The sequence below is a fragment of the Frigoribacterium sp. VKM Ac-2859 genome, from assembly GCF_013204925.1.
In the GTDB taxonomy this organism is placed as follows: Bacteria; Actinomycetota; Actinomycetes; order Actinomycetales; family Microbacteriaceae; genus Frigoribacterium.
Window position 1 is genome coordinate 1,582,955 of the sequence record NZ_JABMLC010000001.1, and the last position, 19,310, is coordinate 1,602,264.

General features: G+C 72.6%; 20 protein-coding genes. 10 read left to right on the forward strand and 10 right to left on the reverse strand.

Annotated features, from left to right (window positions below; genetic code table 11):
- The first annotated feature begins 34 nt into the window (after window positions 1–34).
- Window positions 35–739: an HAD family hydrolase gene (locus HQQ78_RS07425; RefSeq protein ID WP_173151914.1), complete on the forward strand. Its 705-nt coding sequence runs from the start codon at window positions 35–37 to the stop codon at window positions 737–739.
- Between the two features lie 94 nt (window positions 740–833).
- On the opposite strand, the gene HQQ78_RS07430 is transcribed toward HQQ78_RS07425, so the two are convergent.
- Both HQQ78_RS07430 and HQQ78_RS07435 read right to left on the reverse strand, forming a co-directional pair.
- Window positions 834–1,253 carry a VOC family protein gene (locus tag HQQ78_RS07430; RefSeq protein WP_173151915.1) on the reverse strand — a complete coding sequence of 140 codons (420 nt, stop codon included), beginning with the start codon at window positions 1,251–1,253 and terminating at the stop codon, window positions 834–836.
- 112 nt (window positions 1,254–1,365) lie between these two features.
- The gene (locus HQQ78_RS07435) at window positions 1,366–2,592 is read right to left on the reverse strand and encodes a multidrug effflux MFS transporter (RefSeq protein ID WP_173151917.1); all 1,227 of its coding nucleotides are present in this window, start codon (window positions 2,590–2,592) and stop codon (window positions 1,366–1,368) included.
- A gap of 101 nt (window positions 2,593–2,693) precedes the next feature.
- On the opposite strand from HQQ78_RS07435, the gene HQQ78_RS07440 reads away from it, so the two are divergent.
- Window positions 2,694–3,155, forward strand: a complete 462-nt coding sequence (locus HQQ78_RS07440; RefSeq protein ID WP_055978010.1) for a MarR family winged helix-turn-helix transcriptional regulator — start codon at window positions 2,694–2,696, stop codon at window positions 3,153–3,155.
- Entirely contained in the window at window positions 3,152–4,534 is a 1,383-nt protein-coding gene (locus HQQ78_RS07445) for an MFS transporter (protein WP_173151919.1), read from the forward strand. The genes HQQ78_RS07440 and HQQ78_RS07445 overlap by 4 nt, the downstream gene beginning before the upstream one ends.
- A gap of 23 nt (window positions 4,535–4,557) precedes the next feature.
- Here the strand turns inward: HQQ78_RS07445 and HQQ78_RS07450 are convergent, their stop codons facing one another.
- On the reverse strand, window positions 4,558–5,592 hold the full coding sequence (locus HQQ78_RS07450) for a YdcF family protein (protein ID WP_056047348.1): 1,035 nt from the start codon (window positions 5,590–5,592) through the stop codon (window positions 4,558–4,560).
- A 148-nt stretch (window positions 5,593–5,740) separates the two neighbouring features.
- Window positions 5,741–6,592: a cation-transporting ATPase gene (locus tag HQQ78_RS07455; RefSeq protein WP_173151921.1), complete on the reverse strand. Its 852-nt coding sequence runs from the start codon at window positions 6,590–6,592 to the stop codon at window positions 5,741–5,743.
- Between the two features lie 175 nt (window positions 6,593–6,767).
- On the opposite strand from HQQ78_RS07455, the gene HQQ78_RS07460 reads away from it, so the two are divergent.
- From HQQ78_RS07460 to HQQ78_RS07470, 3 genes are all read left to right on the forward strand, one after another.
- Entirely contained in the window at window positions 6,768–7,823 is a 1,056-nt protein-coding gene (locus HQQ78_RS07460; RefSeq protein WP_056049351.1) for a hypothetical protein, read from the forward strand.
- Window positions 7,824–7,861: 38 nt separating this feature from the next.
- Window positions 7,862–8,734, forward strand: a complete 873-nt coding sequence (locus HQQ78_RS07465) for an endo alpha-1,4 polygalactosaminidase (RefSeq protein ID WP_173151923.1) — start codon at window positions 7,862–7,864, stop codon at window positions 8,732–8,734.
- Between the two features lie 166 nt (window positions 8,735–8,900).
- Window positions 8,901–9,431 carry a hypothetical protein gene (locus HQQ78_RS07470; protein WP_173151925.1) on the forward strand — a complete coding sequence of 177 codons (531 nt, stop codon included), beginning with the start codon at window positions 8,901–8,903 and terminating at the stop codon, window positions 9,429–9,431.
- A 38-nt stretch (window positions 9,432–9,469) separates the two neighbouring features.
- On the opposite strand, the gene HQQ78_RS07475 is transcribed toward HQQ78_RS07470, so the two are convergent.
- From HQQ78_RS07475 to HQQ78_RS07495, 5 genes are all read right to left on the reverse strand, one after another.
- Window positions 9,470–9,670 carry a helix-turn-helix transcriptional regulator gene (locus HQQ78_RS07475; protein ID WP_371740395.1) on the reverse strand — a complete coding sequence of 67 codons (201 nt, stop codon included), beginning with the start codon at window positions 9,668–9,670 and terminating at the stop codon, window positions 9,470–9,472.
- Complete coding sequence (locus HQQ78_RS07480; protein WP_173150693.1) at window positions 9,667–9,846, reverse strand: hypothetical protein; 180 nt, start codon at window positions 9,844–9,846, stop codon at window positions 9,667–9,669. The genes HQQ78_RS07475 and HQQ78_RS07480 overlap by 4 nt, the downstream gene beginning before the upstream one ends.
- Before the next feature lie 391 nt (window positions 9,847–10,237).
- Entirely contained in the window at window positions 10,238–11,083 is an 846-nt protein-coding gene (locus tag HQQ78_RS07485) for a transglutaminase family protein (protein ID WP_123572111.1), read from the reverse strand.
- Window positions 11,080–12,006: an alpha-E domain-containing protein gene (locus HQQ78_RS07490; RefSeq protein WP_056049358.1), complete on the reverse strand. Its 927-nt coding sequence runs from the start codon at window positions 12,004–12,006 to the stop codon at window positions 11,080–11,082. Before HQQ78_RS07490 ends, HQQ78_RS07485 begins: the two co-directional genes overlap by 4 nt.
- On the reverse strand, window positions 12,000–13,754 hold the full coding sequence (locus tag HQQ78_RS07495) for a circularly permuted type 2 ATP-grasp protein (protein ID WP_173151927.1): 1,755 nt from the start codon (window positions 13,752–13,754) through the stop codon (window positions 12,000–12,002). Before HQQ78_RS07495 ends, HQQ78_RS07490 begins: the two co-directional genes overlap by 7 nt.
- A 196-nt stretch (window positions 13,755–13,950) precedes the next feature.
- Between HQQ78_RS07495 and HQQ78_RS07500 the strand changes: the two genes are divergently transcribed.
- From HQQ78_RS07500 to HQQ78_RS07515, 4 genes are all read left to right on the forward strand, one after another.
- Window positions 13,951–14,163, forward strand: coding sequence for a hypothetical protein (locus tag HQQ78_RS07500; RefSeq protein WP_056049364.1), 213 nt, complete (start codon window positions 13,951–13,953; stop codon window positions 14,161–14,163).
- 147 nt (window positions 14,164–14,310) lie between these two features.
- Window positions 14,311–14,580, forward strand: a complete 270-nt coding sequence (locus tag HQQ78_RS07505; protein ID WP_043595797.1) for a GlsB/YeaQ/YmgE family stress response membrane protein — start codon at window positions 14,311–14,313, stop codon at window positions 14,578–14,580.
- 105 nt (window positions 14,581–14,685) lie between these two features.
- Window positions 14,686–15,426: an aminoglycoside 3'-phosphotransferase gene (locus tag HQQ78_RS07510; RefSeq protein WP_159825858.1), complete on the forward strand. Its 741-nt coding sequence runs from the start codon at window positions 14,686–14,688 to the stop codon at window positions 15,424–15,426.
- A gap of 120 nt (window positions 15,427–15,546) precedes the next feature.
- The gene (locus HQQ78_RS07515) at window positions 15,547–18,261 is read left to right on the forward strand and encodes a phosphoenolpyruvate carboxylase (protein ID WP_173151929.1); all 2,715 of its coding nucleotides are present in this window, start codon (window positions 15,547–15,549) and stop codon (window positions 18,259–18,261) included.
- Between the two features lie 79 nt (window positions 18,262–18,340).
- On the opposite strand, the gene HQQ78_RS07520 is transcribed toward HQQ78_RS07515, so the two are convergent.
- On the reverse strand, window positions 18,341–19,303 hold the full coding sequence (locus HQQ78_RS07520; RefSeq protein WP_173151931.1) for an SDR family NAD(P)-dependent oxidoreductase: 963 nt from the start codon (window positions 19,301–19,303) through the stop codon (window positions 18,341–18,343).
- Between the last annotated feature and the right edge of the window lie 7 nt (window positions 19,304–19,310).

The following is a 19,310-nucleotide window of genomic DNA, read 5'->3' on the forward strand; positions in this document are numbered from 1 at the left end:
TGCACCTTCGCTCGTTCGGGGGCAGGGTGGCGGGATGACCTCCCCCACGTCCTCCCCTCCGTCCACCGCCGTCCTCTTCGACATCGACGGCACCCTGGTGGACTCGAACTTCGCGCACGTCGACGCCTGGTCGCGGGCCTTCACCGACGTCGGCCACCCCGTCGACAGCTGGCGCATCCACCGGTCGATCGGCAAGGACTCGTCCCTGCTGGTCGAGGGGCTGGTCGGGAAGGACGCCGCCACGCGCCTCCTCGACGACGCCAAGGACGCGCACTCACGCCATTACGCCGAACACCTCGGCGAGCGGGGCGACCTGCACGTCTTCGGGCGGGCGACCGACCTGCTCGCCGAGCTCGCTCGCCGGGGGCACGGCGTCGTGCTCGCCACGAGCGCGCCCGAGGAGGAGCTGAAGGCGCTGCGCGACCTGCTCGACGTCGAGGACGCCCTCTGGGCCGTCACCTCGAGCGAGGACGTCGAGACCGCGAAACCCGACCCGGGCATCGTCGAGGTCGCCCTCGACAAGGCGGACGTGCCGGCCGAACGCGCCGTCATGGTCGGCGACGCCGTGTGGGACGTCGAGGCCGCGCACCGGGCGGGCGTGACCTGCATCGGCGTGCTGAGCGGCGGCTTCTCCCGTGCGGAGCTGGTCGAGGCGGGGGCCGAGGAGGTCTACGACGACGTGGCCGACCTGCTCGCCCGACTCGACGAGAGCGTGATCGGTCGGCTCGGACGCGACTGAGATGGGGCGACCCTGGCGACCGCCACCGCGCCTCCTCGTCCGTCGGGCGTGCCCCGGCTCAGGCCGCGGCGCCGACTCAGGCCGCGGCGCCGGCTCAGGCCGCGGCGCCGCCGACGTTGACCATCCAGTGCTGGCCGAAGCGGTCGTCGAGCATGCCGAACGAGTCACCCCACGGCGCCTGCGACAGGGCCTCGTGCACGGTGCCGCCCTCGGCGAGCGCGTCGAACCATCCGGTCAGCGCCTCGGCGTCGTCGGGTCCGCCGAAGAGCGAGAGCGACACGCTGCTCGCCTCCTCGAGCGGGTACGAGTCGGGGCGGTCCGCCCCCATCAGCAGCAGGCCCGACGGCGTGGCCAGCTGGGCGTGCATGACCTTCTCGGCCTCGTCGGGGGTGCCGACGCCGAACTCGCCGAAGGTGCTGAAGGTGGGGCTGCCGCCGAAGACGGAAGCGTAGAAGTCGAACGCCTCCCTCGCCTCGGAGCGGAACGCCAGGTACGGGGTGAGCTGCACGGTCACGGGGGCCTCCTCGGGTCACGGCGCCGGACGGCGTCGAGCCCAGGGTGGCACCACCCGGGCCGGCGCACCAGCCCCGGATCGACGGCAGGAGGCGCGGGTCGGGACCCCGGGGTCAGGTCGCCGGGGTGCCGCCTCGCGACGACGCCCACACCTGCACGGCGAGACCGGCGGCGATGAACCCGAGCATCAGGGCGCCCATCACGACGGCGGTGCCGCCGAGCGCCCCGGCGAGCGGGGTCGCGGCCCCGCCGAGCCCGAACTGCAGGCCGCCCGCGAGCGCGGCGGCCGTACCGGGCGCGCGGTGCCCGAGCGCCTGCGTCAGGGTGATCGACCCGGGGATGACCCAGCCCCAGCCCGCCGTCACGAGGGCGAGCGCGGGCCAGATCAGTGCCGGGCCGACGCCGGTCAGCGCACCGACGAGCACGAGGGCCGACCCCACGGTGCAGGTGACGAGCCCCACGGTGAAGAGGTGGTCCTCGGCGAAGCGCCCGACGAGGCGGCGGAACACCAGGGTCGAGGCGATCATGCACGACGCGTTCGAGGCGAAGACGAGCGTGTAGAGGCCCTCGCCGAAGCCGTACTGCTCCTGGAAGACGAACGACGACGTCGCGATGTACGAGAAGAACCCGATCGTCGCGGCGCACCCTGTCACGAGGTACCACCGGAAGCGCGGCATCGCGAGCAGCGTGCCCATCCGTCGCAGCGAGGCGACCAGCGAGCCCGCACCCGGCTCGGGGTCGACGAGCGTCTCGGGCAGACGGCGCGCGGCCGCCCAGGTCAGGGCGGCCCCGAGCACCGCGAGCACGACGAACGTCGCCCTCCAGCTCGACACGGAGAGCACGACACCACCCACGAGCGGGGCGACGACCGGGCCGACGGCGTTGATCGCGGCGAGCGTCGCGAAGAGCCTGCTGCGCACGAGGCCCGTCGTCGCGTCACCCACCATGGCCCGGGCGGCCACCGAGCCCGCCGCGCCGCCGAGGCCCTGCGCGACGCGCGCGACGACGAGGGTGGCCGCGTCGGGAGCCACGGCGCAGGCGAGGGAGGCGAGGGCGAACAGGACGGTCCCGCCCAGCAGGATGCGCCTCCTGCCCCGACCGTCGCTGATCGGCCCGATCACGATCTGCCCGACCGCGAACGCGACGAGGAACGCCGTCAGGCTGAGCTGCACCTCGGCCGTCGACGCCCCGAGGTCGCGCGCGATGGCCGGCAGCGCGGGGATGTACATGTCGGTCGCGAAGGGCGAGATGCCCACGACGATCGCCACCGTCAGCACGGCTCCCCTCGCGGACAACCAGGAGGGGCGGCTCGGCTCGGCCGGGACGTCGTCGTCTCTCATCGGCACGAGCCTAGGCGCGGGGCGCCCAGGGGGGTCGCGTCGCACCCGGACCGCGACCAGACGTTTACTTAGCCGAACTAAACGAGTATCGTGGCCCGGCGATGACCGACTCCGCGCCTCCCGCCCCCTCCGCCACCCGGGCCGTGCCGCATGCCCACCTCGCGACCGACGTGCGCGGCGCCGTGCTGCGGCTCGCCCGCCGCCTGCGCCAGCAGAAGGCCGACGCCGACGTCACCGACGCCCAGATGGCCGCCCTCGGCTACGTCGTGCAGAACCAACCGCTGACGATCGGGGCGCTGACCGCCCACGAGGGCGTCACTCCCCCGTCGATGAACCGGACCGTCGGCAAGCTCGTCGACGCCGGGCTGCTGCGTCGCACGGTCGACGACGACGACAAGCGCCGCGTGCTGCTCGAGACGACCGAGGCCGGCGCCGCCTTCGTCTTCGAGACGCGTCGACGTCGGGACGAGTGGCTCGTGCCCCGCCTCTCGGCCCTCACCGCGGACGAGCGCCGCACCCTGGCCGACGCCACCGAGATCCTGCGGAAGCTGACCCGCTCGTGAGCGCCATGTTCCGCAGCCTGTCGCTGTTCAACTACCGCCTCTGGTTCGCGGGGGCGCTCGTGTCCAACATCGGCACCTGGATGCAGCGCACGGCACAGGACTGGCTCGTGCTCACCGACCTGACCGACAACGACGCCACGGCCCTCGGCATCACCATGGCGCTGCAGTTCGCCCCGCCGATCCTGATGGTGCCGATCACGGGGCTGATCGCCGACCGGTTCGACCGGCGGCGACTGCTGATGGTCACGCAGCTGAGCATGGGCCTGCTCGGGCTCGGCCTGGGCGTGCTCGTCCTCACCGACAGCGTGCAGCTCTGGATGGTCTACCTCTTCGCCCTCCTGCTCGGCGTCGCAGCCGCGATCGACGCCCCGGTGCGGCAGAGCTTCGTGTCCGAACTCGTGCCCCCCGGCCACCTGACGAACGCCGTCAGCCTGAACTCGGCGTCGTTCAACGGCGCACGCCTGGTCGGCCCCGCGGTCGCCGGCGTGCTGATCGCGACGATCGGCACGGGGTGGGTGTTCCTGATCAACGCCGGCTCGTTCGCGGCCGTGCTGCTGTCGTTGCGGTTCATCCGGGTGGCCCAGCTCGAGCTGAAGCCGGCCGTGTCGCGGGCCAAGGGCCAGATCCGCGAGGGGTTCCGGTACGTGCGCGAGAGGCCCGACCTCGTCGTCGTCTTCGTCATGGTCTTCGTCATCGGCACCTTCGGCCTGAACTTCGCCATCTTCACCTCGACCATGGCCAGCGTCGAGTTCGGTGTCGACGCGAGCGGGTTCGGCCTGCTGTCGTCGGCGATCGCGGTGGGGTCGCTGGTCGGCGCCCTGCTCTCGGCCCGACGTGAGAAGCCCCGCTGGCGCGTGCTCGTCACGGCGGCCCTGGCCTTCGGCGTGACCTGCCTGGTCGCCGCCGTCATGCCGACCTACTGGAGCTTCGCCGCCGTGCTCGTCACCGTCGGACTCGCCTCGATCACCCTGATGACGACGGCGAACGCCACCGTGCAGCTGACCACGGCACCCCGCATGCGCGGGCGCGTCATGGCGCTCTACATGGCCGTCTTCACCGGCGGCACGCCCCTCGGCGCACCGATGGTCGGTTGGGTCGCGTACGTCGCCGGACCGCGCTGGGCCATCGGCGTCGCGGCGGCGTCGGGCTTCGTGGCGGCCGGCGTCGCGATCGTCTGGCTCGTCCGCGGGCAACACCTGCGGGTGCGCCGCGTCCGTGGGGGCGAGCCCGAGCCCGTGACCGGAGCGCTGCCCGTGCTCGGGGCGGGCCGGTTCCACTACCGCCTGCAGCACGACGGCGACGCGGCCGCCGTCCGCGCGCGCGACGAGACCGCGGCCGAGCTCGCCGTCGACGAGGGCACGGCGACGCGACCGTCCTGACCAGGAGGCGCGGCGCCGGCGGGTCAGAGGCGCGCGTAGACCAGCAGGGACGCGAGCAGCACGACGAACGGCGCGATCAGCAGCACGTTGAGCAGCTTGTGCTCGACCATCACGGCGACCCACTCGCGCAGGAAGGCGCTCGGCACGTAGTACGCGGCGGTGGGCGCCCCGACCACGTCGGCGCTGCTGCCGGCGTCCCGCGCCAGCAGCGCGGCGCGCAGCACGTGGTAGTTGTTCGTCACGACCAGGGTCGACCCGGTCCGACCGGCGTCGGCGAGCACCTTCCCCGACAGCACGAGGTTCTCGCGGGTCGAGCGCGACTCGGTCTCGGGCAGCACGTCGGCCGGGTCGGCCCCCTGGGCGATCAGGTACTCGGCCATGGCCTCGCCCTCGGGACGCGGTTCGTCGGCCCCCTGACCGCCCGACGGCACGAGCACCGGCCGCCTCACGCCCTCGGGGGTCGCGCGGTAGATCGCCAGCGCCCGGTCGAGTCGGCTGCGCAGCAGCGGCGGCACCTCGCCGCGGATCAGTCCGGAGCCGAGCACGATCAGGGCGTCGGGCTGCTCGCGCACCCGGGGTCGGGCGTAGACGAGCGACCACAGGGTGAACGCGGCGAACGTGAGCGCGGCGTAGCCGGTGACGAAGACCACGACGATGCCGAGCCCCACGGCTGCGTCCTGGAGGGCCGCGACGTCCGACCGGCGACCGGCCTCGACGATCACGACGACGAGCAACGGCACGCCGATCAGCGCGATGCCGACCAGCAACGACAGCAGGTTGCCGAGGCTGCGCCCTTCGGACCGGAGCATGGTGACGCCGTTCGCGATCGCGAAGACGGCGAGCGCGAGGACGAGCAGGGGCACGAGCGCTACGGCGACGAGGAACACGAAGACGAGCGGCGGGAACGCCGCGACGAGGACGTTCGCGGCGGCGACGACCCCGAAGCCCCCGGCCATCAAGAGGAACACCCCGTTGCGGAACCGCCGGGCGTCCCGCCGACGCGACGCGGCGAAGAGCAGCAGGAAGACGACGGCGATGCCGGCCGAGATCGCGGTCATGAGCAGAGGCTACCCGCGCGAGGCCCCAGGAAGTCGCTCGGACCCCCGCGCGCGCGGGAGGGTCTCGGCGAGATCCTGGGGTCTCGGGACACGGGCCGCGCGGGCGCGAGCCGCACGGGCGCGAGCCGCGCCGGCGCGAGCCGCGCGGTCAGCGGTCGAAGAGGTTGCCGAGGCCGGGGATCTGGAAGCCCTCGCCGAGGTTGCCGAGCTGGTCGCCCAGTCCACCCACCTGCTCGCCGAGTCCGCCGACCTGCTCGCCGAGTCCGCCGAGGTACTCCTCGCCGCCCGCGGTCAGGCCGTCCAGCCCCTCGAAGCCGAAGCCGTTGGTCAGCTGGTCGAAGTCGATGCCCGACGTCACGGCGTCGGACAGCAGGGGCAGGGCGACGCTGTTGACGGCGGCCGCCCCGGCCACGGCGACCGCGAGGCCCGCGACCCCCGCCACTCCGGCGCCGACCGCGGCACCTGCCGCGACCTTGCCCCCCGTGCTGCCGAGCACGCGCTTCATCAGGCCGGGGTGTGCGGTCTCGCCCCGGGTCGCCGCCCGGGCGAGGTCGGCCGGGGCGCTCGACGCGGGACGCTCGCCCGCGGGCACCTCGGCGCTCAGGCGGGTGAGCACCTGCTGACGCTGCTCGGGGGTGAGGCGCTCGAAGGCGTCGCGGTGGACCTGCTCGAGCTGCTGCGGCGGGGCGGTCTGCAGCAGGTAGTCGTACTTGGCGAGGGCCGCGCGGTCCGCGGCGGACCCCTGGGGGGCGTGGCCCCCGGTGGCCGGGCGCCCGACACCCCGCTGCGGCGCCCCGTACCCGTCGCGCTGGGGCTGGCGGCCGCCCTGCTGCGGCTGCCCGCCCTGGCGGTCGTCGCCGGTCACCTTGTCGGAGACCTTGCGCACCACGTCACGCCAGTCGGTGGAACCGCCGGACGCGCCACCGCGGCCGGACGAAGAAGAAGAGGAGTTGCCGAGCGCACGCGCGGCGGCACCCAGGAGACGGTCGAAGTTGGCCATGCGAGCGATCATCCCGGGCCCGCATCCGAGAAGCCCCCGCAGGAGCCGAGCATCGCCCGGGAACGGCGCGTCCACCGCTGCGGGTTACGGTCGAGCCCTCCTCCGGGTTACATTCGCAGGGGACGTCCGCGCGGGCCCGACCCGCGACGCGCGCTCCATCCTCAGGAGGTGTCGCATGGGCAAGGCAGCAGTCACGGGCTGGGTCGCCCTCGCGATGCTGGTCTCGGGCGCGGCGCTCGTCCTCGCCGCCACCTTCCGCCTGGCCACGGTCGGGCTCTTCGCCGGCGGTTTCCTGCCCATCGGCGACCTCGACTTCGTCACCATCGCGATCTGGCTGCTCGGTGCCGCCCTCGTCGTCGGCGGCGTGGCCCTCGCCCTCGTCGGGCTGACCGACCGGGTGCTCGGTGCCCTGCCGCGCGACGAGCCGGAGCACCCTCTCGAGCACGAGGCCGTCCGCGAGACGACGCCGGCCCCCGTCCGACCGACCACCCAGGAGGCGCGGGTCCTGTCCGCAGGACGGCCGACGGCCGCCCCCGTGGTCGCGTCCGCCCCCGTCCTCGCCGCCACGCCGACGCCGGCGATCGCCTCCGCCACGGGCACGCCCGTCGAGACCGCGTCCACCCGCTCCGCCGTGCCCGAGCAGGCTCCCGCCGGGCCGACCCTCGCCGAACGCCTGCGTCCCGTGCTGTCGTCCGCCGCCACCCGGGTCGCGGCCGCCGTGCGCGCCACGGGTGACGCCCTGGCCCGGGCCGGTCGGGCCACGGCACGGGCCGTCCGTCGCGCCTCCCGGGCCGTGGTCGCATGGGTCCGACGCACCACCCCGGTCGTCGTCGCCTGGTTCCGCACGACCGGCACCACCGTCGCGACGCGCACCCGACCGGCCGCCCGCTCGACCTGGGACGGCGTGCGTCACGGCAGCCGGGCCACCGCGGCCGGTGCCGTCGTCGCCGCCCGGGCCACGGGGGCGACCGCACGACGCGCCTCCTCCGCCGCCGCAGCCAGGGCCCGTGAGAACGCGCGCAGCCTGGCGGACGCCCGCGCCGCCGCCCGACAGGCGGAGCACGACCGCGAACTGGCCCGCGAAGCGGCGCGCCTCGACTTCCTGACCTCGCGCCGCACCCCCGCCGCGCCAGCCACGTCGCCCACCGCCACGGTGGTCACCGCGGGGGCCACCCCCGCCGAGGCCGCGGTCGGCGAGCGCGAGTCCGCGCCGCTGTCGCACACCGCCTGACGGTCGGCCCGGTCGCTCGACTCACCTAGGCTCGCCGCATGCGCACACGCCTCGGACTCGTCGGACTCGTCGGCATCGCGCTGGTCGTGACGGGCTGCACGGGCGTCGACGCCGGGGCCGGTGGACGACCCGAGCGCGCCTCCACGTCCGCGGTGGTGGCCTCGGGGGCCGCGTCGGCCGACGGCGTCGTGCTGCCGCCCGAGGGTGCCCGCTTCGACTACCAACTGGGAGGCGCGTCGCCGGTCCCCGACGGAGCCACGGTCGTCGCCCGCGACAGCACCGACGACCCCGCCCCCGACGTCTACGGCATCTGCTACGTCAACGGGTTCCAGACCCAACCGGGCGTCGAGTGGCCGGACGAAGTGCTCGTGCGGACGCCCGACGGCGAACCGCTGGTCGACCCCGGCTGGCCGGACGAGCACCTGTTCGACCTGTCCTCGGAGGCGAACCGGCAGGCCGTGGCGGAGCGCCAGGCGTCGACGATCGACGGCTGCGCCGCCTCGGGCTACCAGGCGGTCGAGTTCGACAACCTCGACTCGTGGACGCGGTCGGACGACGCCTTCGGTGAGGACGACGCGGTCGCCTTCGCGACGCTGCTCGTCGCACGGGCCCACGCGGCCGGGCTGGCCACGGCGCAGAAGAACACCGCCGACCTCGGCGCCCGGGGCCGCGACGAGGTCGGCTACGACTTCGCCGTCACCGAGGAGTGCGACCGCTACGACGAGTGCGGCGCCTTCACGGACGTCTACGGCGGGCTCGTGTTCGACGTCGAGTACACCGACGACCTGCGCGGCTCGGTCGCCGACGTGTGCGCCCGCGTCACCGGGCTCGACCCGGCCCCCTCGACCATCGTGCGCGACCACGACCTGGTGCCGGCCGACGACCCGGCCCACGCCTACACGGCCTGCTGACCCGGGCCTGCTTGGCCTCGGGACAAAGATGGTCCTCACTCACCGAAACTTCGATCCTTCGATCAGGCCAGCGGCATTACGTCGCGTGAGATACCTATTGCTTTAAATATCGGCCTCTCCTAGTTTGATAGCGGGCACAGACCCCACTGTCAAAAAAGGAGTTGAGATGAAACGAATCCCTGCCATCACCTCGGCCACTGCATTGGCTGCAGTCATGCTTCTCGTGAGCCCTTTGGGCGCATCCGCCGACACACAGACTGAGGTGGAAGCAGCCATCTCGCGGCCGGCGATCACCAACTCGGACTGGAACGAGGCGCTCATGGAGCTTGACGTGGCTGGCCTGGTCACCTCTTCGACGCCGAATGCGGACGGTTCGACGACCTCCGTCGTCGACCTGGGCGAAGGGATGACATTCGAGGCGACCTCCGCCCCCCGAGAGTCACGTCTGAGTGGGGGCAGCGATTCGCGAGGTCTCTACGTGAAGTTTAATCAAGTCGATCAAGACGCCCTCATCGCAGGAGCGGGCTTTGCACTCGGTGCCGCCATCTGCGCGATCCCCGCTGTCGGGCAGGTCGCTTGCGTCGTCGTCGGCGCCATCATCACGGCCGCCACTGTCGCAGCGAGCGCCATGGGCAAATGCAAGAACAACAAACAACTCAAGGTGTACGTGAACAGTCGCGCCGCATCCTGCGTCTGATCCAAGGTGAGGGTTCGGCTCCGAGCGGAGGCGAACCCTCACCCTGCCTCGCGAACATCGAAGGCGGCCTCCACGTCGACGTGGAGCGCATCAGCGATGGCGAACGCCAGAACGAGTCCAGGCGTGTGTCGTTCCTTCTCGATGGAATGGATGGTCTGACGCGACACCCCAACCAGCGAAGCCAGGGCTGCCTGCGTCAGACCCGTTCCCACTCGGAGACGTGCTACGTCGTTCTTCACGCGGCGAGCCGGGTAGACAGCAGGTAGCGCGCCCAGAAGTCCGTGATTGCGACGACGGTGACCAAGAGCACGGCCAGCGACGCCGGAATCCAACTCCCTGACAGCAGCAGCAAGAGACCCGTCGCAGGAAGGACGATCAGGAGGTCGGCGAAGGCGCAGGCCCCGGCTCTCTGCACCAAGGAAGCCTCCAGCCCGGACGGAGCATCCATCCGAGATCGATTCCTGGCTCGTCGTACGACAAGGCCCACGGAGACGATGGCGATGAAGAGCATGCCGAAAGCCGTGATCCTCCCGACCTGGGACCAGACCCCTGTTGCTGACGCGCTCACCCCGAACCCCAGGACCATGGCGAGGACCGCTGCGGCGGGAATCGAATAGGGCATGTGAGTTCTCATGACTGTCTCCTTGACCGTCGAGTGCCGGATCCCTGCGGCCCGACCATTCGACCGCAGTCGATCATCAGATGTCAAGCCTGCTTGTCATGACACGCATTGGTGGCCCATGCCCGAATGCCGGCCACCGACCCGGCGCACGCCTACACGGCCTGCTGACCCGCGCCGCGCGGGCCTAGGCCTCGCGGGTGATCTCGACCGTGACGAAGAGCTCGCTGTTCGACGACCCCGCGTAGACCCCGCGCAGCGGCGGCACGTCGCGGTAGTCGCGACCCTGCCCGACGACCACGTGCCGTTCGCCGATGTCGATCAGGTTGGTGGGGTCGTAGCCGTGCCAGGTGCCGCAGAAGAACTCCACCCAGGCGTGGGACTCGCCCGTGACGGTCTCGCGCAGCTCGGCCGAGGGCTTCGGGTGCAGGTAGCCGCTGACGTAGCGCGCCGGGATGCCCGCCGCCCGCAGCGCACCGACCGTGACGTGGGCGATGTCCTGGCAGACGCCGGCCCGGGCGGCCCACGACTCGGCGGCCGTGGTCTTCACGTTCGTGACGCCGGGCAGGTACCGGACCGCGCCTCCGACCGTCTGGCAGATGGCCATCGCCGCGGCGCACGGATCGGCGTGGGTCGCCCGAGCCTCGGTTCCGACGGCGGCCAGGTCGGCCGGAGGCGCGGTGAGGGGCGTCTGCTCGAGGTGTTCGACGAACGACGTGCTGGCCCCCGCGACCGCCGCCAGGTCGTCCCACGAGATCGTCTCGGACGGATGCGCCTGCGGCCGCACCTCGACGAGCGACGTCGCGGTCAGGGAGAGCTGCCGGTGCGGCAGCAGCACCTCGAACGACGACACCCGCGTGCCCCAGTAGTCGACGTACTCGTGCGAGGCGGCGACCGGCTCGATGCGCAGGTGCGACGAGAGCACGAACTGGCCCTCGGTGTGCGCCGGCAGCATGCGTGCCTCGTTGTAGCTCGCGACGGCCTCGCCCTGGTACGAGAAGCCCGTGACGTGCCGGATGCGCAGGCGGCTCACGAGCGCTCCCCCACCCAGGTGGGCGCGGCGCTCGTCGGGAAGTACCGCTGCCTGATCGCCTCGGACGCGGCGCTCGTCGCGGCCTGCACGGTGTCCATCTGCCCGGGCAGGTCGTCGAGGATGTCGCCGATCGGCCGGAACTCGAGCTCGCTGCGCATCTGCCCGAGGATGCGCACCCCGCTGTCGGAGGCCGCGACCCGGTGGGTCGTCGGCTCGACCTCGCGCAGACAGGCCTCGGCCCGGCTGATCGCGAAGAGCACGCTGCGCGGGAACAGCCGGTCGAGCAGGAGGAACTCGGCCGCGTTGCGGGCGCTCGGCACGCCCCGGTAGGTGCGCAGGTAGGCCTCGTACGCGCCGCACGACCGCAGGATCGTCGTCCACGACGGGCCCGACGCCTCGGTGAGCGTGCGGGTCGCGAGCAGGCGCGCGGTCATGTCGGCCCGCTCGATCGACCGGCCGAGGGTGAAGAACTGCCACACCTCGTCGCGGCTCGTCGCGCTCTCGATGATCCCGACGGCGAGCGCGCTGCGTTCGCGCACCCAGGCGAAGAACTCGTGCACCTTGTCGTCGGCGACCTTGCGCGGCATGCGGGCGCGCGTCGTGTTGAGGCACTCCCACAGCTCGGTCGACACGATCTCGCGGGCCCGGCGGGCGTTCTCGCGCGCGGCGCCGAGCGAGTAGGCGATCGACGCCGGGTTGTGCCGGTCGACCGCGAGCATCGACAGGACGTCGCTGCGGGCGAGATCGCCCTCGGGGGCGTCGCTGCCCATCACGGCGAGCAGGCTGCGACAGGCGACGTCCTCCTCGATCCAGGGGTCCTCGAGCAGCAGCTGCAGGTGCACGTCGAGAATGCGGGCCGTGCCGTCCGACCGCTCGATGTAGCGGCCGATCCAGAACAGGCTCTCGGCGATGCGGCTCAGCATGATGGCCCTTCGGTCGGGGTCGTTCCGTGGTCGGGAACGCGGGACGCAGGAGGCGCGGGTCGGCTTCGTGACCCGACCCGCCCCTCCTTCGTCTGTTGCTGTTGCGCCTGCTGGTCGTTGCGGGGGTCGTCCTGGGGCGCGTGGTCGGGACTGTGGTCGGCCGCCGAGGCCGCGGCCGCGGCGACCTGCTCGGGGGTGATCACCGGGAGCGACTGCGTCGGGGTCGTCTGCTCGGCGATCAGGGCGCTGACGTCGTGACCGGCCCAGGCGTTGACGTCGCCGCCGACGATCCAGGTGTCCTTCGAGCCGCCGCCCTGGCTGCTGTTGACGACGAGCTGGCCCTCGGGCAGCGCGACCCGGGTCAGGCCGCCGGGCAGCACCCAGACGTCGTCGCCGTCGTGCACGGCGAAGGGCCGCAGGTCGGCGTGCCGGGGGCGGAGTCCGTCGTCGACCAGGGTCGGGATCGTGCTGAGCTGCACCACGGGTTGCGCGATCCAGCCGCGGGGGTCGCGTCGCAGCTGGGTGCGCAGGTCGTCGAGCTCGCGGCGGCTGGCCGCCGGGCCGACGACGAGGCCCTTGCCGCCCGAGCCGTCCACGGGCTTCACGACGAGCTCGTCGAGCCGGTCGAGCACCTCGTCGAGGGCTCCGGGGTCCTCGAGCCGCCAGGTGTGCACGTTCGGCAGCAGGGCGTCCTCGCCCAGGTAGTAGCGGATCAGTTCGGGCAGGTAGGTGTAGACGAGCTTGTCGTCGGCGACGCCGTTGCCCACCGCGTTCGCGATCGTCACCGTGCCGAGACGGGCGGCCATCAGGAGGCCCGGCGAGCCGAGCACGGAGTCGGCCCGGAACTGCAGCGGGTCGAGGAACTCGTCGTCGACGCGGCGGTAGATCACGTCCACGCGTTCGGGCCCGCCGGTGGTCCGCATGAAGACCCGGCCGCCGGAGCAGTAGAGGTCGCGGCCCTCGACCAGTTCGACGCCCATCAGGCGGGCCAGCAGCGTGTGCTCGTAGTAGGCCGAGTTGAACACCCCGGGGGTCAGCACGACGACGGTCGGTTCGTCGACTCCCGAGGGGGCGCTCTTCTTCAGGGCGGCGAGCAGCCGGTTGGGATAGTCGCCCACCGGCCGCACGCGCATCGAGACGAACAGCTCGGGCAGCGTCTGCGCCATGACGCGACGGTTCGAGATGACGTAGCTGACGCCGCTCGGCACGCGCACGTTGTCCTCGAGCACGCGCCAGGCTCCGGCCTCGTCCCGGACCAGGTCGATGCCGCTGACCTGGATGCGCACGCCGTTGGCCGGGTCGATGCCGCTCGCCTGCCGGTGGAAGTGGCTCGAGCTCGTGATGAGGCTCGCGGGGATGACCCCGTCGGCGATGGCGGTCTGCGGGCCGTAGACGTCGGCGAGGAACGCCTCGAGGGCCTTGACCCGCTGCTTGATGCCGCGCTCGACGGTGGTCCACTCGGCGTGCTCGACGACCCGGGGCACGGCGTCGAGCGGGAACGGCCGCTCCTCGCCGGCGAAGTCGAAGGTGACGCCCTGCGCCAGGTACGAGTCGGCCAGCGCCGCGGTGCGGCCGCGCAGGTCGTCCTGCGTCATGCCCTCGAGGGTCGCGTGGATCTCGTGGTACGCCCGACGGGGCGTGCCGTCGCGCTCGAACATCTCGTCCCACGCGGCGGCCGGCGGGCGGGCGCCGGTCGCCCGGGCCGCGGCACCCGTGGTGGTCGCGTATCCCTCGAAGAGCTCACCCATGGCTCGACGCTAGCCAGGAGGTGTTGCCGGGGTGTTTCGGTCGTGCGGCGGGGGTGTGTCGGGGTGGAGCCCGGCGAGGGAGGGGACAAAAGCGAACACCGGGAACTTCCCACCAATCCGATTTGTAACAGAGAACTCCCAGGAGGAATAGCGTCACCCCCGAACGACAAGAACGTCCCACCGGGAGGACCACCACATGCGCTTCAAGTACCTCGTCATCGCCCTCATCGCGTTCCTCGCGTACACCTACGGCGCCAAGGCCGGGAAGGGCCGCTACAAGGAGATCAGCAACTTCTTCGGCTCGTTCTGGAACGACCCCAAGGTGAAGAAGGCGCGTGCCCAGGCCAAGAAGGACGTCACCAAGGCCCGCAAGGCCGCGGTGAAGAAGGCCCGCAAGGCCGCGCACTAGTCCTCTCGACCGCTGGGGCCCGAGAGGACGACCTTCTCACGGGCCTCTTCGCATGCGGTCGTCACCCAGACCCCGCTGACACGCACCCGACCCCGACCGTCTCAGCAGCACCCGCGCACTCCGCGCACCAACGAAAAGGACCACATCATGGGCTTCCTCGCCTTCATCCTCCTCGGCCTCATCGCCGGCGCCATCGCCAAGCTCATCCTCCCCGGCCGTCAGGGTGGCGGCTGGATCGCCACCCTGATCCTCGGTGTCATCGGCGCCCTCATCGGTGGCTGGATCGGCGGAGCCGTCTTCAACGTCGGCTACGACGGCTTCTTCAGCATCCAGAGCTGGATCATCGCGATCCTCGGTGCGCTCGTCGTCCTCGTCATCTGGGGCTTCATCACCGGCCGCAAGGGCAGCCGCGCGTAAGCAGCTCCCCCGCACCACGACAGAGCGGGCCGTCCCTCCGGGGGCGGCCCGCTCCGTCGTGCCCGGGGCGGGTGCGGGTGCCGTGGCGGGTGCGAGACTCGGGTCATGTGGACGCAGAACCGGCCCGACCCCGACGCCGAGGTGCCGGAGGCGGTGGTCACGGCCGCGCGCGGCGACGCCATCACCGCGGTGTGGCGCAACGAGGCCGGCGGCACCACCTACCGCCTGGGCGACGGCCCGACCCGGCGCTTCGTGAAGTGGGCCCCGCACGGCAGCGGCCTCGACCTGCACGCCGAGGAGATGCGGCTGCGGTGGGTCGTCGACTTCACCCCCGCCCCCCGCGTGCTCGAGATCGGCGGTGACGACGAGGGCGAGTACCTCGTCACGGCGGGCGTGCCCGGGCACAGCGCCGTCGACCTGCTCCGGGCCGCGGACCCGGCGACCGCCGTGCGCGAGGCGGGACGGGGGCTGAGGCGACTGCACGACGCGTTGCCGGTCGACGAGTGCCCGTTCAGCTGGTCGGTGGACGACCGGATCGCGACCAGCGAGAAGGCGCGCGCCGTGCCTCCTGACCTCGGCGACCCGCCGCCCGTCGACCTCCTCGTCGTCTGCCACGGCGACCCGTGCGTGCCCAACACGCTGATCGGCGACGACGGCCTCTGGTCGGGGCACGTCGACTTCGACGCCCTCGGCGTCGCCGACCGCTGGGCCGACCTCGCCGTCGCGACGATGAGCCTCGGCTGGAACCACGGCCCCGGCTTCGAGCAGACCTTCCTCGACGCGTACGGCGTCGCCGACGACCCCGTCCGCACGGCGTACTACCGGGCGCTCTGGGCCGCGACGTGAGCCGGATCGTGCTGCGTCGCGGGCCACGACGCCACGATGTGGGCACCGCGCCACGATTAAACATGGCGGCGTGACCACATCGTGGCGTCATGGAGCGCCCGGGTCGTCCAAGATGGTGCGGTGACCGACATCGAGACCACACGACGACACGACGGCAGCCGTGACGACATCAGCGGCGCCGTCGACGGCAGCCTCCGTCAGGACGTCAGCTACCTCGGCAGCCTGCTCGGCCGGGTGCTGCGCGAATCCGGCGGCGACGAACTCTTCCAGGCCGTCGAGGACGTCCGGGCCGCCGTCATCGCCGCCTACGAGGGAGCCGACGGCGCGAGCCTCGACGACGCCCAGCGCCTCGTCGACGCCCTCGACCAGGGGCTGGCCGAGCAGGTCGCCCGCGCCTTCACCTGCTACTTCCACCTCAGCAACCTCGCGGAAGAGCACCACCGCGTCCGCGTGCTGCGCCGCCGCGGCAGCGAGGCGAGCGCCGCGGGCGACTCGGTCTCGGCCACGCTGCGCCAGCTCACCGAGGAGGTCGGGGCCGAGGAGGCCTCCAAGCGACTCGACGCGCTGCGCTTCCACCCCGTGCTCACCGCGCACCCCACCGAGGCGCGTCGGCGTGCGGTCGCGTCGAGCATCCGTCGGATCAGCGACCTGATGACCGACCGCGACCGGCTCGAGAACGACGTGGCCGTGGCCGAGGCCGAGCGCCGCCTCCTCGAGGAGGTCGACACGCTCTGGCGCACCTCGCCGATCCGCACCACGCGGCCGACCCCGCTCGACGAGGTCCGCACGGCCATGAGCATCTTCGACCAGACGCTCTTCGAGATCGTGCCGCAGGTCTACCGCCTGCTCGACGACCGCCTGCTCGGGGACGCCGCCGGCCGCGAACCCGCCGTCGCCCCGGCCTTCATGCGCCTCGGCACCTGGATCGGCGGAGACCGCGACGGCAACCCGCACGTGACCGCCGAGGTCACCCGGGCCGCCGCCGACATCGCCGCCGAGCACGTGCTGCTGGGCCTGCATCGCGCGACCAGCCGCATCGGCGGCACCCTGACCCTCGACGAGGCCGAGACCCCGGCCTCCGCCGAGCTGGTGTCCCTCGCGGAGGCGCAGCGCCGGATGGACGCGGACGTCGCGTCCCGCATCGGCGTGCGCTCGCCCCACGAGCTGCACCGCCGGGTGCTCATGTTCGTCGCGGCCCGCATCGACGCCACCCGCCGCGAAGGGGCCCCGCTCGCCTACGGCCACCCCGACGAGCTGCTCGCCGACCTGCGGGTCGTGCAGCAGTCGCTGCGCGCGGCCGGCGCCCACCGCAGCGCCAACGGCGACCTGCAGGGCCTCGTCTGGCAGGTCGAGACCTTCGGGTTCCACCTCGCCGAGCTCGAGGTGCGCCAGCACTCGCAGGTGCACCGCACGGCCCTCGCCGAGCTGCGGGCGGCCGATCCCGTGGCCGGCGGGGCGCAGGACGCCGGCGGCGACGCCGGGTCCGACGCCGCGCCTCCTGCACGCAGCGAGACGACCGACGAGGTGCTCGCGGTGTTCCGCACGATCGCCGACCTGCAGAAGCGCTACGGCGTGCGCGCCGCGTCGCGCTACATCGTGTCGTTCACGCAGTCGTCGGCCGACCTGGCCACCGTCTACGAGCTCGCCGAGCGCGCGATGGGCGACGAGCCCGCGCCCGTGCTCGACGTGATCCCGCTGTTCGAGACGTTCGCCGACCTCGAGGCCAGCACGCGCATCCTCGACGAGGCCCTGCAGACCGAGGCGGTGCAGAAGCGCCTCGCGGCGACCGGTCGCCGCCTCGAGGTCATGCTGGGCTACTCGGACTCGTCGAAGGACGTCGGGCCCGTCTCGGCGACCTTCGCGCTCTACTCCGCCCAGGCCCGCATCGCCGACTGGGCCGCCGAGAACGACATCGAGCTGACGCTGTTCCACGGTCGCGGCGGCGCCCTCGGCCGCGGCGGCGGACCGGCGAACGAGGCCGTGCTGGCTCAGCCGCCGGCATCGGTCGACGGTCGCTTCAAGATCACCGAGCAGGGCGAGGTCATCTTCGCCCAGTACGGCAACAAGACCATCGCCGCCCGGCACGTCGAGCAGATGGCCGCGGCCACGTTGCTGGCCTCGAGCCCGTCGAACGAACAGGCCAACGCGACGGCCGCCACCCGGTTCGCCGAGGTCGCCTCGACGATGGACGTCGCCTCACGCGAGGCGTTCTTCGGCCTCGTCAAGGCCGACGGCTTCGCCTCGTGGTTCGCGGCCGTCACGCCGATGGAGGAGGTCGGCCTGCTCGCGCTGGGTTCCCGTCCCGCCCGTCGGGGCCTCTCGGTCGAGTCCCTCGAGGACCTCCGGGCGATCCCCTGGGTCTTCGCCTGGACGCAGGCCCGCATCAACCTCGCCGGCTGGTACGGCCTGGGGTCGGCCCTCGAGGCCGTGGGCGACCTCGACCTGCTCCGTGAGGCCTACGCGACCTGGCCGCTCTTCTCGGCGATGATCAAGAACGTCGAGATGTCGCTCGCCAAGACCGACGAGCACATCGCCCGCGAGTACCTGGCGCTGGCCGACCGCGACGACCTCGCCGGACGCGTCCTCGACGAGATGGCCCGCACGCGCAAGTGGGTGCTCGCGGTCAGCGGCCACGGCGAGGTGCTCGACGGCCGCCCGGTGCTCAGCCGCGCGGTGCGGCTGCGGTCGCCCTACGTGGACGCGCTCTCCCTGCTGCAGCTGCGCGCCCTGCGGGCGATCCGCGTCGCGGGCGGAGGCGACCCGGCGGACGCCGACCACCGCCTCCTGCTGCTGAGCGTCAACGGGATCGCCGCCGGGCTGCAGAACACGGGCTGACGCCCAGGGGCAGGACGCAGGAGGCGCGGGCGGGGTCGTCGACCCGGCCCGCGCCTCCTGCGTCCTGTGCCTGCGTCGGTCAGGCGAGCAGCTGCTCGCTGAGCGCCCAGAGGCGGTCGGACTGCTCGGGGTCGAGGGCGTAGTCCTTGACGCCGCGACCGCGGGCGTCCTCGCGGAACGGCTCGGCCTCGGCGACGTCCTCGAAGTAGCGGGCCCCGACGCCCTCGGCGAGGGGGTGGACGGCCACGAAGACCGACGTCGCGGCCCCCTGCTGCGTCGACTTGAACGCGGGGTTGGGGGTGCCGTCCTCGTCGATCCAGCCGCGGTCGAGCATCTCCTGCTTGGGCAGGTGGCGCTGCAGCGGCGTCATGATGCCGCCCGGGTGCACGGCGTTGGCGAGCACGCCGTCGTCGGCCCAGCGCTGCGTGACGCCGACGGCGAAGAGCGAGTTCGCGGTCTTCGACTGGCCGTAGGCCGACCACGGGTCGTACTCGCGACGCTCGAACATCACGTCGTCGAAGACGACGGGTGAGAAGTGGTGGCCGGTCGAGCTGAGCGACACGAGTCGCGACGGGGTGCCCGAGGCCTGGGCGCCCTCGACCAGGGCTCCTCGGAGCGCGTTCGCGAGGGCGAAGTGACCGAGGTGGTTGTTGCTGAACTGGAGTTCCCACCCCTCGGGGGTGCGGGTCTCGGGCGTGGCCATGATGCCGGCGTTGTCGATGAGCACGTCGAGCGGGCCCTGCCACGCGTCGGCGAAGGCTTGCAGGGTGTCGCGCTTCTCGAGGTCGAGGATCGCGGCACGGACGGTGCCGCCGCCGTCGCCGGTGCTCTCGCGGATGTCGGCGACGGCCTTGTCTCCCTGTTCGGGGCGGCGCACGGCGAGGGTCACGTCGGCGCCGGCGGCGACGAGGGAGCGGGCGGTCTCGATGCCGATGCCGGACGCGGCGCCGGTCACGACGATGCGCCTGCCGGTCAGGTCGAGGCCGTCGACGACCTCGTCCGCGGTGGTGGCGGCGCTGAAGGGGGTGGTGATGCGAGTCATGGGGTCG

Bases quoted from the DNA above. Each gene is read 5' to 3' on its own strand.
- HQQ78_RS07425 (WP_173151914.1), top strand. From the start codon at position 35: ATGACCTCCCCCACGTCCTCCCCTCCGTCCACCGCCGTCCTCTTCGAC.
- HQQ78_RS07450 (WP_056047348.1), bottom strand. From the start codon at position 5,592: ATGACCGCGATCTCGGCCGGCATCGCCGTCGTCTTCCTGCTGCTCTTC.
- HQQ78_RS07505 (WP_043595797.1), top strand. From the start codon at position 14,311: ATGGGCTTCCTCGCCTTCATCCTCCTCGGCCTCATCGCCGGCGCCATC.
- HQQ78_RS07455 (WP_173151921.1), bottom strand. From the start codon at position 6,592: ATGGCCAACTTCGACCGTCTCCTGGGTGCCGCCGCGCGTGCGCTCGGC.
- HQQ78_RS07465 (WP_173151923.1), top strand. From the start codon at position 7,862: ATGCGCACACGCCTCGGACTCGTCGGACTCGTCGGCATCGCGCTGGTC.
- HQQ78_RS07495 (WP_173151927.1), bottom strand. From the start codon at position 13,754: ATGGGTGAGCTCTTCGAGGGATACGCGACCACCACGGGTGCCGCGGCC.
- HQQ78_RS07510 (WP_159825858.1), top strand. From the start codon at position 14,686: ATGTGGACGCAGAACCGGCCCGACCCCGACGCCGAGGTGCCGGAGGCG.
- HQQ78_RS07520 (WP_173151931.1), bottom strand. From the start codon at position 19,303: ATGACTCGCATCACCACCCCCTTCAGCGCCGCCACCACCGCGGACGAG.
- HQQ78_RS07500 (WP_056049364.1), top strand. From the start codon at position 13,951: ATGCGCTTCAAGTACCTCGTCATCGCCCTCATCGCGTTCCTCGCGTAC.
- HQQ78_RS07490 (WP_056049358.1), bottom strand. From the start codon at position 12,006: ATGCTGAGCCGCATCGCCGAGAGCCTGTTCTGGATCGGCCGCTACATC.
- HQQ78_RS07470 (WP_173151925.1), top strand. From the start codon at position 8,901: ATGAAACGAATCCCTGCCATCACCTCGGCCACTGCATTGGCTGCAGTC.
- HQQ78_RS07435 (WP_173151917.1), bottom strand. From the start codon at position 2,592: ATGAGAGACGACGACGTCCCGGCCGAGCCGAGCCGCCCCTCCTGGTTG.
- HQQ78_RS07440 (WP_055978010.1), top strand. From the start codon at position 2,694: ATGACCGACTCCGCGCCTCCCGCCCCCTCCGCCACCCGGGCCGTGCCG.
- HQQ78_RS07460 (WP_056049351.1), top strand. From the start codon at position 6,768: ATGGGCAAGGCAGCAGTCACGGGCTGGGTCGCCCTCGCGATGCTGGTC.